General features: G+C 65.1%; 12 protein-coding genes. 4 read left to right on the top strand and 8 right to left on the bottom strand.

Translation table 11 applies throughout. From position 1 onward, the window contains the following. Positions 1-623, bottom strand: a 623-nt coding sequence (locus AC1ROX_RS23565; RefSeq protein WP_493129744.1) for a helix-turn-helix domain-containing protein, incomplete at its 3' end; no start/stop codon positions are given. A 186-nt stretch (positions 624-809) separates the two neighbouring features. After that, the gene (locus AC1ROX_RS23570; RefSeq protein ID WP_493129746.1) at positions 810-4613 is read right to left on the bottom strand and encodes a Calx-beta domain-containing protein; all 3804 of its coding nucleotides are present in this window, start codon (positions 4611-4613) and stop codon (positions 810-812) included. A 340-nt stretch (positions 4614-4953) separates the two neighbouring features. Between AC1ROX_RS23570 and AC1ROX_RS23575 the strand changes: the two genes are divergently transcribed. The 4 genes from AC1ROX_RS23575 to AC1ROX_RS23590 all read left to right on the top strand — a co-directional run bounded on the left by AC1ROX_RS23575 (position 4954) and on the right by AC1ROX_RS23590 (position 10455). Next, the gene (locus tag AC1ROX_RS23575; RefSeq protein ID WP_493129748.1) at positions 4954-5472 is read left to right on the top strand and encodes an RNA polymerase sigma factor; all 519 of its coding nucleotides are present in this window, start codon (positions 4954-4956) and stop codon (positions 5470-5472) included. A gap of 136 nt (positions 5473-5608) precedes the next feature. Continuing rightward, positions 5609-6550 (top strand): FecR family protein, encoded by a 942-nt coding sequence (locus tag AC1ROX_RS23580; RefSeq protein WP_493129750.1) that lies wholly within the window; start codon positions 5609-5611, stop codon positions 6548-6550. A 142-nt stretch (positions 6551-6692) separates the two neighbouring features. Further along, positions 6693-9146, top strand: coding sequence for a TonB-dependent siderophore receptor (locus AC1ROX_RS23585; RefSeq protein ID WP_493129752.1), 2454 nt, complete (start codon positions 6693-6695; stop codon positions 9144-9146). Between the two features lie 28 nt (positions 9147-9174). After that, the gene (locus AC1ROX_RS23590) at positions 9175-10455 is read left to right on the top strand and encodes a PepSY-associated TM helix domain-containing protein (RefSeq protein WP_493129754.1); all 1281 of its coding nucleotides are present in this window, start codon (positions 9175-9177) and stop codon (positions 10453-10455) included. 73 nt (positions 10456-10528) lie between these two features. Here AC1ROX_RS23590 and grxD read toward each other — a convergent pair whose 3' ends face one another. The 6 genes from grxD to purC all read right to left on the bottom strand — a co-directional run bounded on the left by grxD (position 10529) and on the right by purC (position 15282). Beyond that, positions 10529-10870: a Grx4 family monothiol glutaredoxin gene (gene grxD / locus AC1ROX_RS23595; protein ID WP_216961105.1), complete on the bottom strand. Its 342-nt coding sequence runs from the start codon at positions 10868-10870 to the stop codon at positions 10529-10531. A gap of 55 nt (positions 10871-10925) precedes the next feature. Then, complete coding sequence (locus AC1ROX_RS23600) at positions 10926-11162, bottom strand: BolA family protein (RefSeq protein WP_493129757.1); 237 nt, start codon at positions 11160-11162, stop codon at positions 10926-10928. Between the two features lie 23 nt (positions 11163-11185). Beyond that, complete coding sequence (gene purL / locus AC1ROX_RS23605) at positions 11186-13417, bottom strand: phosphoribosylformylglycinamidine synthase subunit PurL (RefSeq protein ID WP_493130102.1); 2232 nt, start codon at positions 13415-13417, stop codon at positions 11186-11188. Between the two features lie 46 nt (positions 13418-13463). Next, positions 13464-14156: a phosphoribosylformylglycinamidine synthase subunit PurQ gene (gene purQ / locus AC1ROX_RS23610; RefSeq protein ID WP_493129759.1), complete on the bottom strand. Its 693-nt coding sequence runs from the start codon at positions 14154-14156 to the stop codon at positions 13464-13466. A gap of 109 nt (positions 14157-14265) precedes the next feature. Further along, complete coding sequence (gene purS, locus AC1ROX_RS23615) at positions 14266-14508, bottom strand: phosphoribosylformylglycinamidine synthase subunit PurS (RefSeq protein ID WP_493129761.1); 243 nt, start codon at positions 14506-14508, stop codon at positions 14266-14268. A 9-nt stretch (positions 14509-14517) separates the two neighbouring features. Then, complete coding sequence (gene purC / locus AC1ROX_RS23620) at positions 14518-15282, bottom strand: phosphoribosylaminoimidazolesuccinocarboxamide synthase (RefSeq protein WP_493129763.1); 765 nt, start codon at positions 15280-15282, stop codon at positions 14518-14520. Positions 15283-15375: the final 93 nt, after the last annotated feature.

A 15375-nucleotide genomic window follows, 5' to 3' on the forward strand; every position in this document is an offset into this window, starting at 1 on the left:
GGCGGGCCGTTGTCGGTCAGGATCACCTCGGGCAGGCCATAGCGCTCGAACGCCGCCTGCACGGCACTTTGCACCGTCGCACGGCGCTGGTTGTCGGCCGCCTGCAGGATCACGGCGTAGCGCGAATGGTCGTCCACCACCGTCAGCGGATGCAGCTGGCCACCGCCGAACGGCACGTCGCCCTTGAAGTCCATCTGCCACATCGCGTTGGGCTCGGCATGCTCGAAGCGCTTCCACACCTTGCGCCCCGCCGCCACCATCGGCTCGCCATGCCGGTGCAGGATCTCGGTGATCGTCGACGGTGCCGGCGGCGTCACGCCCTGCCGCCGTAGACTGGCCGCGATCTTGCGGCCACCCCACACCGGATTGGCCCGACGGACCGCCAGCACTGCCGCTTCCAGCGTGCCGTCCGTCCGCGACGGCGAGTGCTGCGGACGGCGCGGCCGATCGGCCAGTCCTTCCACCCCGAGCGTTCGGTATCTCTCCAGCCACTTGTACAGAATCCGCGGCTGGATGTTGAACCGACGGCATAGCTCACGCCGGTTCGATCCCTCCGCCAAGGCAAGGCGGCACAGCTCTTCCCGGCTCTTCTCCCGGTCCTGGAACGGCATCGGAAACCTCATGGGTACACTCCCTGGGAGTGTTCACCATGTCTCCGAACATCCGTTCACTATGTCTCCGGTCCGTACACGATGGGGAGGTGGCGGCATCTTACGCCGTCGGAGGGGTCATGGCTTTGCTCGGCCCATGACCCCATCGCCCCGTGTGACGGGGCACTTCCCCATCTGAATGGGGAAGCAGGCTCGGCCTCAGATCATCAAGTCGTATTGGTGCGCCGCATGCGCGGCGTCCAGGGCCGCGGTCCATTCCGCGATGGCGCTGGCATCCTTGGCGGCGATGTTGGTCAGGGAGAGTTCCGCCAGCGAGACGTCGGTCAGCTTGTAGGTCTGGTTGTTGCCCTCGATGGTGATGACGGTCGAGCCGTTCACCTCGGCGATGGAGAAACTGTCCTTCGCCATCCAGCTGAAGTCGAGCGTGTCGAGGGCGGTGTCGAAATCGATCGCCTTGTTGGCGCCCCAGGCCCAGGTGATCGCGAATGTATCGGCCTTGCCATTGCCCACATGGCCCTGGTCCGGCTCGCGATCGTCATTGACGATGGTGCCGGTGGCGGTCGCATCGGCAAGGGTGGCGCCGCTGGCGTCGGAGAGCGTGACCGTGAAGGTCTCGTTCTCCTCGAACACGGTGTCACCCTTGATATCCACATGCACCGTCTTCGAGGTTTCGCCCGCCGCGAAGGTGAGGGTGCCGTTGCCGGCCACATAATCCGAGCCGGCGGTCGCCGTACCGTCTGCGGTGGAATAGGCCACCGTCACGGGCCCCGTGGCGGCCTTGTCGAGCGTCACGGTGAACATGAAGTGCGCATGGTCGCCATTGCCCTCGGTGACGGAGAGGTCGGCGATCGAGAGGGCCGGCGGGACCGGGGCGCTGTCGTCGTCGATGATGGTGCCGACGGCGGTGGCGTCGGCGATCGTGGCGCCGACGGCGTCGGAGAGCTTGACCTTGAAGGTCTCGTTGCCCTCGACAAGCGCGTCACCCTTGATGTCGACATGGACCATCTTGGAGGTCTCGCCGGCAGCGAAGGTGATAGTGCCGCTGGACGCGACATAGTCCTTGCCGGCCTTGGCCGTGCCATTGGCGGTGGAATAGGCCACCGTCACGGCCTCCGTGGCGGCCCTGTCGAGCGTCACCACAAACATGAAATGGGCATGGTCGCCATTGCCTTCCACCACCGAGAGGTCGGCGATGGAGAGGGAAGGGGCGCGATCGTCGTCGACGATGGTGCCGGTGGCGGTGCCGTCGGCAATCGTGGCGCCGGCGGGATTGGACAGGTTGACCGTGAAGGTCTCGTCTTTCTCGGCAAGCGCGTCGGCCTTGATGTCGACATGGACCATCTTCGAGGTCTCACCGGCGGCGAAGGTGACGGTGCCGCTGGAGGCGACATAGTCCTTGCCGGCCTTGGCCGTGCCATTGGCGGTGGAATAGGCCACCGTCACCGGGCCGTCGGCGACCTTGTCGAGCGTCACCACGAACATGAAATGGGCATGGTCGCCATTGCCTTCCACCACCGAGAGATCCGCGATGGAGAGGGTGGGAAGTACATCGCCATCGTTCCCGGTGACGCCGTCGGTCGCCCCGGACGCCCCCGCCACCGTGCCGCCACCGGCAATGGGCAGGTTGAAGTCGACGATCTGGCCGTTCGAGGCCTGCCCCATGCCGATCTTGCCGGACAGATCGTCCTCGCGGACCTGGGTGAAGGTGAACTCGAAATTGGCCGAGGAGAGATCGGCCCGGGTGACGCCGAGCAGGATGAGCTTCTGGCCCGTGCTGAGATCCTCGATGACTGCGCCTTCGGGGCTGTCGCTCATCGTGAGGTTTTCGCGGCTGCCGTAGAATTTGAAGTTCACCACGTCGGTCGCGGGATCGAAGGCGACCCGGTCCACCTGACCGACTTCATGGGAGCGCATGTAGACGGTGTCGGCGGCGAGCACCGGTCCGTTCTCCCAGGCGAGCGCGCCGCTCAGCGCCTCTCGCAAATGGTTGTTGTCGATCAACGTGAAATTTTCCACCGAGAGGTCGGCGAGGCGAACGCCCTGCACGATCACCGTCTCGCTGTTCCAGGGGCTCCTGAAGCCGAAGCCCTGGGGCGTGTCGATGACGATGAAGGAATGGATGTTGGCGTTGCCGAGGTCGATCTTGTCGACTGCCGGATTGAAGCCGACGATATCGGCGCCGCTCACGGAATTGACGAGATAGACCTTGCCGGGGCCGTTGCCCGGATCCACGACCGTGTCGTCGTCGGTGATCTGCCCGATCGCCGTGCCATCGGCGATGGTTGCGCCGGTGGCGTCGGAGAGGTTGAAAGAAAAGGTTTCGTTCGCCTCCACCGCGGTATCGCCGTTGACCACCACATGCACGTGCTTCGAGGTTTCGCCGGCCGCGAAGGTCAGCGTTCCGGAGAGGGCGGCATAGTCGGAGCCCGCGGCTGCCGTGCCGTTGGCGGTGCCGTATTTCACGGTCACGGGGCCGGTCGCCGCCTTGTCGAGCGTGACGATGAACATCAGCTCGGCGGTGCCCGAATTGCCCTCGCGCATGGAAACGTCGCCCACCGAGAGCGCGGGCAATGTGGGGCCCGCATCGTCGTTGGTGAGGGTGCCGGTCGCCGAGCCGTCGGCGATGGTCGCGCCGGCGGCATTGGCCAGGCGGACGGTGAAGGCCTCATTGCCCTCCACCGCCGTTTCGCCGTTGACCGTCACCTGGATGGTCTTCGAGGTTTCCCCCGCGGCGAAGGTGAGGGTGCCGCTCGCGGCGACATAGTCGCTGCCGGCCGCGGCGGTGCCGTCAGCCGTGGAATAGGCGACCGTGACCGGGCCGGTTGCCGCCGCGGACAGGGTCACGGTGAAGGTCATGAGCTTGGTGCCGGCGTTGCCCTCCTGCACCGACGCGTCGGCGATGGACAGGCTGGGCATCGCCGGCTCTGTCGAGTCGAAGGCCTCGACCCATTCCTGGATCGCGTCCGCGTCCTTCGCGCGGATATTGTCCATGCTCAGTTCGGCGAGCGTCACGCCGTCGAGCTTGTAGGTCTGGTTGTTGCCGGCGATGGTGATGATCACCGAGCCGCCCACCTCGGCGATGGAGAAATTGTCCTTCTGGAACCAGCCGAAATCGAGCACGTCCAGCTCGGGATCGAAGCCGAGGACCGTATTGGTGCCCCACATCCAGTTGATGGTGGTCACGGTCGCCGCGCCGTCGCCCTCCGTCTGGCCGTCGTCCCCTGTATCTCCGCCGGTGGAGCCGCCGTCCGCCTGGGTGCCGTCCCAGCCCGAGAAGTCGGAAACGGTGCCGTCATTGTTGAAGTCGTCGTTCCAGAGTTCCTCGGCCATGGCGAGAGTCTTGCCGGCTTGCTGGGCGGCGATGAGGGCCGAATAGCTCGGCGTGTCATAGGCGCCGAACTGCTGGATGTATTTGAGGATGGAGGTGCCGTATTCGTCGGCCGAGGCGCTGCCGTTGTTGAGAAGGTCCAGCGTGCCCCAGGCCCCGCGCAGATGGGCGGCGGCAAGGATGCCGGTGAGGCTGAGCGTGACGGTGATGCTCTGGCCGTTGGTGTCCACATAGGTGCGCTGGGTCCCGATCAGCGCGTCGAGGCTGGTGCCTTTGGCCTCGAGCCCGCTCTCGATGACGTTGAGGTTGTAGCCGAAGGCATCGAGGATGATGGCTTCCTGGATGTCGGTCTTGAGCGTGGCGAAGCTGTCGACGCCGTTCTTGCCGGTGAAATGGCCGGTCCACAGGTTGCCGGTGTTGCCCTGGTAGTAGCCGAGATCGTTGAGCAGCGCCTCGCCGAACTGGTAGCCAACGAAGCCCAGCGCATTCACGGAGGTGTACTGCATGTCATGCCAGGAGAGCTGGCCGGCCTGATAGGCGTTCCAGTTGGCATCGCCCACCCAGCCGCGGATCTGCCATTCGGTGATCTGCCCCGAGAGGTAGCGATCGTAGTCGACACCCGATTCGAACGCCCGCAGAGCGTCCAGAAAGTCCGTGAAAGTCCCGTTCGACATAACTCGCGCCTCCGACTGCACCGCTGATATCTGCACGCAATACCCCAATACTATAGACGTTCGATGTCACTCCTCCTTCGAAGACTGCAATGTCGATAGCGGATGGGCTCGCAGCTCGCCGAGACGCTGGTGAAAATGAACCCCGGCGCCGTGTGGCCCTGGGTTCGAGCGGAGGTAAAGCCGGGGGGCGCCTTCCGTTTCGTTTGTTTCGTTTATTGCGTTTATTTCGTTTGTGCGCCTCGCCGATGTCGTCGAGGCGAAGGCGCGGAGCGAGCTCTGTTGATCTCGCGTCCCGTCTCCGATATCAGACTGCGAACCATTCTCATCGCAAAGGTATCTGGTGCAGCCGGCGGAAACGCTCGCCCTCTATCGGGAAAATCGCGACGAGCTGCTGAACTACGCGGCGCGGATCGTGCGCGACCGGGCGAGCGCCGAAGACATCGTCCAGGAGGCGTGGCTCAAATTCTCCGACCGGCTCCAGCAGGGCGGCGAGATCGGCCAGCCGCTGAACTACCTCTATACGATCGTCCGGAACCTGGCGTTGAACCTCGTCCGGCGCGCGGCCATGCAGAGCAAGGTCGTCGTGCCGGTGCCCGAGATCGAGAACGTCGTCCATGACGCGCCCTCGGCCGAGCAGGTCCTCTATTACAAGGACGAACTCAGGGTCATGGCCGACGCCATTGCCGAGCTGCCCGAACGCACACAGGTCGCCTTCCGCCTCTACAAGATCGAGGGCAAGCCGCTGCACGAGATCGCCGCGAGGCTCGACATCTCGGTACCCCGCGCCCACCAGCTCGTGAAGGAAGCGGGCCTGCACGCGGCGCGGCGTCTCCTGGGCGACGAGCGCTCGTCGAAATAAATTTCTTGATCGCCTTAAACCGGCAGCGCGTCCTTGATCTATCTAAGGGGGAACGCGTCTTGCGAACCCGCCGCGTGAACCCAGGACAGCCTTGAGCCGAGTGGAAACCCCAGAGCAGACGCCCCGAGAGCAGGCCATGGACTGGCTGCTGCGGCTGGAAGCCCATCCGGATGACCGCTCGGTCCGGACGGAATTCGAGACGTGGCTCGGCCGTCCGGCGAATGAGGCCGCGTTCGACGAGATGAAGCGCGTCTGGGCGCGGCTCGATGCTCTGGCAACTCCGGCCGATCGGCTGGAGACGGAGGCCTTGCCCTCGCTGCCGGCCATCGCCGCGGCCCCATCGACGCGCCCGAACCTGCTGCGCCGGTCACTGGCGCTGGCGGCCGTGGCCCTGATCGCCTGCGCCGCCGTCTTCTCTTATCCCGCGCTGCGCCTGCATCTCGACGCCGATCATCTCACCGGCACGGCTGAGACGCGTACGATTCGGCTGGAGGATGGCAGCCTCGCGATGCTCGACGCGCAAAGCGCCGTCTCCGTCAATTTCACGACCGGCCAGCGCGAGATCGTGCTGCTCGAAGGCAACGCCTTCTTCGAGGTCGTGCCCTCGACCGAACGGCCGTTCGTCGTGCGCGCGGGCGATGTCGCCGTGACGGTGGTCGGCACCGCCTTCGCCGTGCAGACCAATCCGCGAGAGGTCTCGGTATCGGTGCAGTCCGGGGTCGTGCGCGTGGCGAGTTCAGCGGGAGCACAGCCCGCGACACTGACACGCGGCGAGCGGCTGACGATCGACCGCGCGACACGGCACGACGTTCGCAGCGAAGTCCTGCCCGAAGACGTCGCCTCGTGGCGCGACGGCCGCCTCGTCGTGCACAACATGCCGCTGCGCGCGGTGGCCGACGAACTCGGCCGTTATCAGAGCGGCATGATCGTCTTCCAGGATTCGGCGATGGCGGACCGTCGGGTCAACGGTGTGTTCAATCTGCGGCGGCCTGCCGAGGCGCTCTCGGCGGCGGTCGATACCCAGAACGGCCGGATCCGCTCGGTCACGCCGTACTTGATACTCGTCTCCGCTAAATAGACGCCTCGCCTGCGCAAACTTTTTTGCACTTTTGCCTTAATCGGCTGGGCCCCGCTTTGTCGTGACAGATAGAGGCGGGTGCATCGCCCGCCTCGTGGTCCTCCGTGTACCCGCCGGCACGGAGCCGGGGGAGTGTCGAAGAGTGAGTCAGTCGAAGCGTAAGGTATTCGGCAAGGTCGTTCTGTTGACGGCGCTGATGGGCAGCGTCGCATTCGTTCCCGCCCAGGCGCAGGATGCGCTCGCCCAGACGGTGGCGGACGATCAGCAGCAGGCCCAGGCCGGCGCCGCGCCCGTCACCTTTAATATTCCCGCCCAGCCGCTGGCGCAGGCGCTGACGCAGTTCGGTCGCCAGTCCGGCCTTCAGGTCGCGGTCGATGCTGCCGCCGTCGCGGGCAAGTCGAGCGGTGGCGTCTCCGGCACGATGAGCGCCCAGAGCGCGCTGCAGCAGCTTCTGGCGGGCACGGGAGTCACCTATCGCTTCACCTCGCCGAACGCGGTCAGCGTCGTTGGAGCGGCACCCGGCGCCTCGGGCGCCCTGCAACTCGATCCCGTGCAAGTCCAGGGGAATACGGTTCCTGCACAGGCCGAGATCGGCAGCCTGCCGCCACCTTTTGCCGGCGGCGAGGTTGCCACTGGTGGGCGTGTAGGCGTCCTCGGTAACCGGGACTACATGAACACCCCGTTCAGCACGACGAGCTACACGCAGCAGTATCTCAAGGACAATCAGGCAATGACGCTGATCGACGCGGTTGCTGACGACCCGACGATCCGCGCGCTTTATGGACAAGGCTCCTACAGCGACGCCTTCATGATCCGCGGCTTTTACCTCGGACCGCCCGACATGGCGTTCAACGGGCTGTACGGCGTCAACCCGCAGAACTCGATCAACCTGCTGGGCATCGAGCGCGTCGAAATCTTCCGTGGTCCCAGCGCATTGCTCTCCGGCATGGCGCCTTCAGGCGCGATCGGCGGCACGATCAACCTGGTGCCGAAGCGCGCGACCGATGCGCCGATCACGCAGGCGACGGCGCGCTATTCCTCGGCGAGCCAGTTCGGCGGCCAGTTCGATTTCGGCCGCCGCTTCGGCCCGGACAATGCGATCGGCTTGCGCGTCAATGCCGGCTATTCCGGCGGACAGACGCCGGTGGACAATCAGTCGGACTCGCTGCTGGGCGTTACCGTAGGCGTCGATTTCCGGAGCGAAAACACGCGGCTCGATGCGGACTTCGGTTACCAGAACCGCAACATCATCGGCGCCCAGGGCGGCACTTCAGTGGCTGCAGGCCTCACGGTGCCGGCGGCCCCTAAGGCCACTCTGAACTACTACCAGCCTTGGGGCTTCTACGCGACCAACGATGCCTACGGCGACTTGCGCTTCGAGCATGACATCGTTTCGAATCTCACGGCCTATGTGAAGGTCGGTGGGAAGAGGACCAACGGCTCGTATGTCCTCGACTTTCCCATGATCAACAACACGCAGGGCGCGACGTCGTCGACCCCGAGCCGGTGGTTCCAGTTCAGCGAGTCGATCTCGACGGAAGCGGGATTGCGGGGCCGCTTCGAGACGGGCTTCCTCAAGCACGAGGCGGTAGTCAGCGGCTCGTGGCTCTCGCTCTCGAGCGGCGGCATATCCCGGCCACTCAGCCTGGTCCGTTCGAACATCTACTCGCCGATCGATGCACCGGCGGCAAATCTGACGAACATCCCGAATGGTGCGCCGCTGACTTCGAAGAACGTGCTCGGCAGCATCAGCCTGATCGATGCGATGTCGGCCTGGGACGAGCGCGTACAGTTGATCGGCGGTGTGCGCGTGCAGAGTGTGCAGACGTCCAACTGGAATGCCACGACCTACTTGCCGACCGCCGGCTACAGCCAGAGCGCCGTGACGCCATCGCTCAGCTTGGTCGTCCGGCCGTGGAAAGAGTTTGCCCTCTACGGCAACTACATCCAGGCACTGGAGCGTGGGCCGATCGCGGCGGCTGGTACGCTGAACGCCGGCCAGACCTTCGCGCCGTTCGTGTCGACGCAGTTCGAGGTCGGCGCCAAGCTCGACTTGGGTAATTTCGGCGCGACCTTGTCAGCCTTCCAGATCACCAAGCCCAGCGCCTTCGTGAATCCGGTCTTGAACATGCTCGTGGTCGATGGCCAACAGCGCAACCAGGGCATCGAGTTCACCATGTTCGGCGAGCCCATCAAGGGCCTGAGGCCAATCGGCGGCTTCACCATTCTCGACGCGAAGCTGACCAGTACGCTGAACGGCACGAACAACGGCAAGTATGCGCCTGCCGCTCCCGCCTTTCAGGCCAATCTGGGCGTCGACTGGGATACTCCCTGGGTGAAAGGCCTGACGGCCGGTGGGCGCATGATCTACACCGGCAACTCCTACATCGACCCTGCCAACAACTTCGGGACACCGGCCTGGACCCGCTTCGACCTGCAGGCGAAGTACGTGTTCGAGCGCGCCGACGGCAAGCCGATCGCGCTGCGCGGCCAAGTCCTGAACGTCGGTGACAACAATTATTGGATCGCCACGAGCGGGTATCTGACCCAAGGCCAGCCGCGGACCTTCATGCTGTCGCTGACCGCCGACTTCTGACGCAACTCCGAACCTCAAGGTCGTCCCCATGAGGCTTGTCTTCACCATCCTGCACCGCTGGGTCGGCCTCGTGATCGCGGGGTTCCTATTCGTCTCGGGCCTGACCGGAGCGGTGATCTCGTGGGACCATGAGCTGGACGACCTGCTCAATCCTCACCTCATGGAGGCGAAGTCGACCGGCCCCGCCCTGCCGGTCCTCGACCTTGCCAAGAAGGTCGAGGCGGCCGATCCGCGCGTGCAGGCTGTCGCCTTCCCGATGGTGGTCGAACCAGGCGAATCGCTGGCGATCGCCGTCCTGCCGCGTGTCGATCCCTCGACGAACCGGCTGTACGAAACGGAATACAATCAGATCTTTCTCGATCCGGCGACGGGAGAAGAGCTGGGACGTCGCAAGTACGGACAGGCATTTCCGCTGTCTCGCGAGACGTTTGTCTCCTTCCTTTACCAGTTTCATTACAGTCTCCACATCCCGGAGTTCTGGGGCATCAATCGGTGGGGCGTGTGGCTGATGGGCGGTATTGCCGTCCTTTGGACCATCGACTGCTTCATTGGCCTCTATCTCACGACGCCGCTCCGCCGCGGCCCCAATCCGGGCCGCCCCGCCGATGTCGAGCGAGTGCTGCGCCGTGGCTGGTGGTCGCGCTGGAAGCCGGCTTGGATGATCAAGACAAGCGGGAGCGCCTACCGGATCAATTTCGACATCCATCGCGCGTTTGCGCTCTGGACGTGGATGCTGCTGTTCATCGTGGCTTTCACGGCCTTCTCGCTCAATCTGACGCGCGAGCTGTTCTTGCCTTTGATGCAGATGGTTTCGACGGTCACGCCGACTCCCTTCAATTCGCGTCCGCTGAGCGACCGCCACCATCCGATCGAGCCGCGAATCAGCTATGAGCAAGCGATCGCCGCCGGCCGTGCCGAGGCCGATAAGCAGGGCTGGAACCTTCCGATAGGGCATATCTTCTACGCCCGCCGCCAGGGGTTTTACGGCATCCGCTTCTTCAAGGGCGACGCTCATGGCGCGGCCGGGGTTGGACCTCGCGTGATCTTTGTCGACGGCGGTGACGGCACGATCATCTTTGAACGTATTCCGTGGAAGGGCACTGTCGCGGACATTTTCATCCAGGCGCAGTTCCCCCTGCATTCCGGCCGCATACTTGGTACGCCGGGCCGCATCCTGATCTCGGTAATGGGACTTGTCGTCGCCGCGCTCTCGGTGACCGGCGTGGTGATCTGGTATCGCAAGCTTCGGGCGAGGCGGGCGGTGCAGCGGAGCCGCACGCCAAGATCGAAGCTGGCACCCGCCGAGTAGTCATTGGCGCGCTCCAATGAAAAACGGGGGCACTTGCGCACCCCCGTTTCGAAAATTCCTGTGTGGAAGACGTTTACGCAGCCTCGGCCAGCGCCACGCCCTTTTCCTTGAAGACCTGCTCGAGCTCGCCGGTCTCGAACATCTCGCGGATGATGTCGCAGCCACCGACGAACTCGCCCTTCACGTAGAGCTGGGGGATGGTCGGCCACTGGCTGAATTCCTTGATGCCCTGGCGCAGTTCCGGGTCGACGAGGATATTGACGCCGTGGAACTTCACGCCGAGCTGGCTCAGCACGTCGACCACCGCGGCCGAGAAGCCGCACTGGGGAAACACGGGCGTGCCCTTCATGAACAGCAGAACGTCGTTCTTGCCGATCTCGTCGCGGATACGCTCGAACACCTGGGGTTCGCTCATGATCGATCTCCGTGGAGCGCCACCGGGGCGCGGGGTATGCCCGAATATAGGGCGTTCAGGGGCGCTGCGCCATGGTGGTCAGCTTGAGGGCGTGCAGGACGCCGCCCATGCGGCCACCCAGTGCGCCGTAGACCATCTGGTGCTGCTGGATCTTCGATTTGCCGGCAAAAGCCGCAGAAATCACCGTGGCAGCGTAGTGATCGCCGTCTCCGGCGAGGTCCTGGATCTCGACTTCGGCATCCGGAATGCCGTCCTTGATCAGGCGAACGATGTCGTTTGCTTGCATAGGCATGAGAAATCCTCAGGCGGCGCTGTTCATGTAGCGCTGTTCATGTAACCCGGGAGCCAGGCCTCGTGGGCGTCGCGCAGCTCCTGCAACGGCACGCTGAGCAGCCCGTCGACCACGATGTCCGGCCCATTGGAATAGCCCAGCAGCACGGCCGGAACGCCGGCCTTCCGCGCGGCCTCGACGAGGGCGCCGCCATCGTCGGTGGCGATCAGGTAGCGGCCCTGGTCCTCGCCGTAGAGATAGGCATGGGGGGCAACGTCGCTCGGGGGCAGCTTGATGCAGGCGCCGACGCTGCCCGACAGGCACATCTCGGCCAGCGCCACCAGCAGGCCGCCGTCCGAGAGGTCGTGGCAGGCATGGACGCGGCGGCCGGCGATCTGGCCGCGCACGAAGTCGCCGTTGCGGCGTTCGACGGCGAGATCGACCGGCGGTGGCGCACCTTCCTCGCGGCCGTGCAGCTCGCGCAAGAAAATCGACTGGCCGAGCCAGCCTTTCGTCTCGCCGACCAGCACCAGGGCGAGGCCGGACTGGGTGAGGCGCGAACCCGCCGAGGCCGCGATGTCGTCGATCACGCCTACCGCGCCGATGGTCGGCGTCGGCAGAATCGGCCGGCCCTCGGTCTCGTTGTAGAGCGAGACGTTGCCCGACACGACGGGGAAGTCGAGCGCGATGCAGGCCTCCGCCATGCCCATGATGGCGCCGGCGAACTGGCCCATGATCTCGGGCTTCTGCGGGTTGCCGAAGTTCATGTTGTCGGTGACGGCGAGCGGCCGGGCGCCGACCGCGGTGATGTTGCGCCACGCCTCGGCCACGGCCTGGCGGCCGCCGGTCTCGGGATGGGCCTGCACGTAGCGCGGCGTGCAGTCCGAGGTCATGGCGAGGCCCTTGTGGCCGGCGCTCTTGGCGGTGCCCTTCGGCGCGGCGGGCACGCGCACCAGCGCGGCGTCGCCGCCCTGCGGGCGGATCGCCGTGTTGCCCAGGATGAGATGGTCGTACTGGTGCCAGATCCATGCTTTGCTGGCGAGATCGGGGCAGCTCATCAGCGTGAGCAGCGAAGCCTTCCAGTCCTTCGGCGCCGGCACCGTCGCGGCGTCCAGCTCGGCCGGCAGTGGCGTCAAGGTCCACGGGCGCTCGTACATCGGCGCTTCCGTGACCAGCGGCGGGATCGGGATGTTGCCCACCACATCGCCGTGCCAGGACAGGACCATCCGCTCGGTGTCGGTGAGATGGCCGATCACGGCGAAGTCGAGTTCCCACTTCTCGAAGATCTTGCGCGCCTCGTCCTCGCGGCCGGGCTTCAGCACCATGAGCATGCGCTCCTGGCTCTCCGACAGCATCAGCTCGTAGGGGTTCATGCCGGTCTCGCGCATCGGCACCTTGTCGAGTTCCATGACGAGGCCGAGGCCGCCCTTGGCTGCCATCTCGAACGACGACGAGGTGAGGCCGGCCGCACCCATGTCCTGGATGGCGATGATGGCGTCGGTCGCCATCAGCTCGAGGCAGGCTTCCAGCAGCAGCTTCTCCACGAAGGGATCGCCGACCTGCACCGTGGGCCGCTTGCTCTCGCTGTCCTCGTTGAACTCGGTCGACGACATGGTGGCGCCGTGGATGCCGTCGCGGCCGGTCTTGGAGCCGACATAGACCATCGGATTGCCGACGCCGGTGGCGGCCGCATAGAAGATCTTGTCGGTCGGCGCGACGCCAACGGTCATGGCGTTGACCAGGATGTTGCCGTTGTAGGCGGCGTGGAAGTTGGTCTCGCCGCCGACGGTGGGAATGCCCATGCAGTTGCCGTAGCCCGCGATGCCGGCCACCACGCCCGAGACGAGATGGCGCGTCTTGGCGTTCTTCGGGTCGCCGAAGCGCAGCGCGTTGAGGTTGGCCACCGGCCGCGCGCCCATCGTGAAGACGTCGCGCATGATGCCGCCCACGCCCGTCGCCGCGCCCTGGTAGGGCTCGATGTAGGAGGGGTGGTTGTGGCTTTCCATCTTGAAGATGGCGGCCTGGCCGTCGCCGATGTCGATGACGCCGGCATTCTCGCCCGGGCCCTGGATGACCCAGGGCGCCTTGGTCGGCAGCTTCTTCAGCCACACCTTGGAAGACTTGTAGGAGCAGTGCTCGCTCCACATGGCCGAGAAGATGCCGAGCTCGACCATCGTGGGATCGCGGCCCATGATCTTCAGCAGGCGCTCGTATTCATCCGGCGCCAGCCCGTGCTCGGCCACGATCTGCGGGGTGATCGCGGGTTCGTTCGGCAGCTTGACCGGCGGGTTCTTCTCTTGGGCAACAGTCACGAAAAATTCCTCACGAAAGCGCCTCGACCATGCCCTCGAACAGAGCCTTGCCGTCGGTGCCGCCGAACATCGGCTCGACCGCGTTCTCGGGATGGGGCATCAGGCCCAGCACCGTCTTGGTGTCGTTGAAGACGCCGGCGATGTTGCTGCTCGAGCCGTTGGGATTGCCGCGCCCGTCGACGATCGAGCCGTCGGGTCCGCAGTAGCGGAAGGCGATCTGGCCGCGATCCTCGAGCTTCTTCATCGTGTCGGCGTCGGCGAAATAGTTGCCCTCGGCATGGGCCACCGGGACCTTGATCACCTGGCCCGCCTGGTAGCGGTTGGTGAAGAGGCTCTGGCTGGTCTCGACCCGGAGATGCACGTCGGCGCAGACGAACTTGAGGTGCGAGTTGCGCATCAGGGTGCCCGGCAGCAGGCCCGCCTCGGTCACGATCTGGAAGCCGTTGCAGATGCCCAGCACCGGCACGCCCTGCGCCGCGCGCTTCTTCACCTCGGCCATCACCGGCGACTGCGCGGCCATGGCGCCGCAGCGCAGGTAGTCGCCGTAGGAGAAGCCGCCCGGCACCACGATCAGGTCGACCTTCTCGAAGTCGCCGTCGCCGTGCCACACCATCTGCGGCCGGCGCCCGGTGACCAGCTCGATCGCCTGGGCCACATCGCCTTCGCGATTGGAGCCGGGGAAGACGAGGACCGCCGCTTTCATTTCATGATCTTCCGCTGGGGGCGCGCCACTCCGTGGCGCGTCATTGTTGATACAGGCGAAGATCGCGCCACTGGAGTGGCGCGCCCCCAGCCAAGACGCGACTCCATCGCTAGCCCACCAGTTCGATCGAGTAGTTCTCGATCACCGTGTTGGCGAGCAGCTTCTTGCACATCTCCTCGAGGCGGGCCTTGGCCTTCGCCTGGTCGGTCTCGGTGAGCTCGAGCTCGATGAACTTGCCCTGGCGGACGTCGCCGACCTCGGGGAAGCCGAGGCGATTGAGCGAATGTCCGATGGCCTTGCCCTGGGGATCGAGCACGCCGTTCTTGAGCGTCACGTGGACTCTGGCTTTCATGTCGCCTCTTTACTGCAGCGTGGTGGGGCCGCGCACGTCGCCCGGTCCCTGGTCGATGAGGATGCCGAGGCGCCGCGCCACTTCCTGGTAGGCTTCCTCGACCTTGCCGAGGTCGCGGCGGAACCGGTCCTTGTCCATCTTCTCGTTGGTCCTCAGATCCCACAGCCGGCACGAATCGGGGCTGATCTCGTCGGCCAGCACGATCCGGACCATGTCGTCCTCGTAGAGGCGGCCGAACTCGATCTTGAAGTCGATCAGCTTGATGCCGCAGCCGAGGAACAGGCCGAACAGGAAATCGTTCACGCGAAGTGTGAGGGCCACGATGTCATCGAGGTCCTGCGGCGTCGCCCAGCCGAAGGCCGTGATGTGCTCCTCGGTGACCATCGGGTCGCCCAGCGTGTCGTTCTTGTAGAAGAACTCCATGATCGAGCGGGGAAGCTGCGTGCCTTCCTCGACGCCGAAGCGCTTGGCGAAGGAGCCGGCCGCGACGTTGCGGACCACAACCTCGAGCGGGATGATCTCGACCTGGCGGATGAGCTGCTCGCGCATGTTCAGGCGACGGATGAAGTGGGTCGGCACACCGATCTCACCGAGCTTGATCATCAGGAACTCGGAGATGCGGTTGTTGATCACCCCCTTGCCGGTGATCGTGCCCTTCTTCTGGTTGTTGAACGCGGTGGCGTCGTCCTTGAAGTACTGGACGATCGTCCCGGGCTCGGGCCCCTCGAACAAGGTCTTGGCCTTGCCCTCGTAGATGCGGCGACGGCGGGACATGTCTCACTCCTGCGCGGGCGCTGCAGATCGCCCGCCGTTCGGCCGGAATATGGCGGAAACGCCATGCCCCGGTACTGGGGAAAAATCCATTGA

The sequence above is a fragment of the Reyranella sp. GW821-FHT14A01 genome, assembly GCF_058803965.1.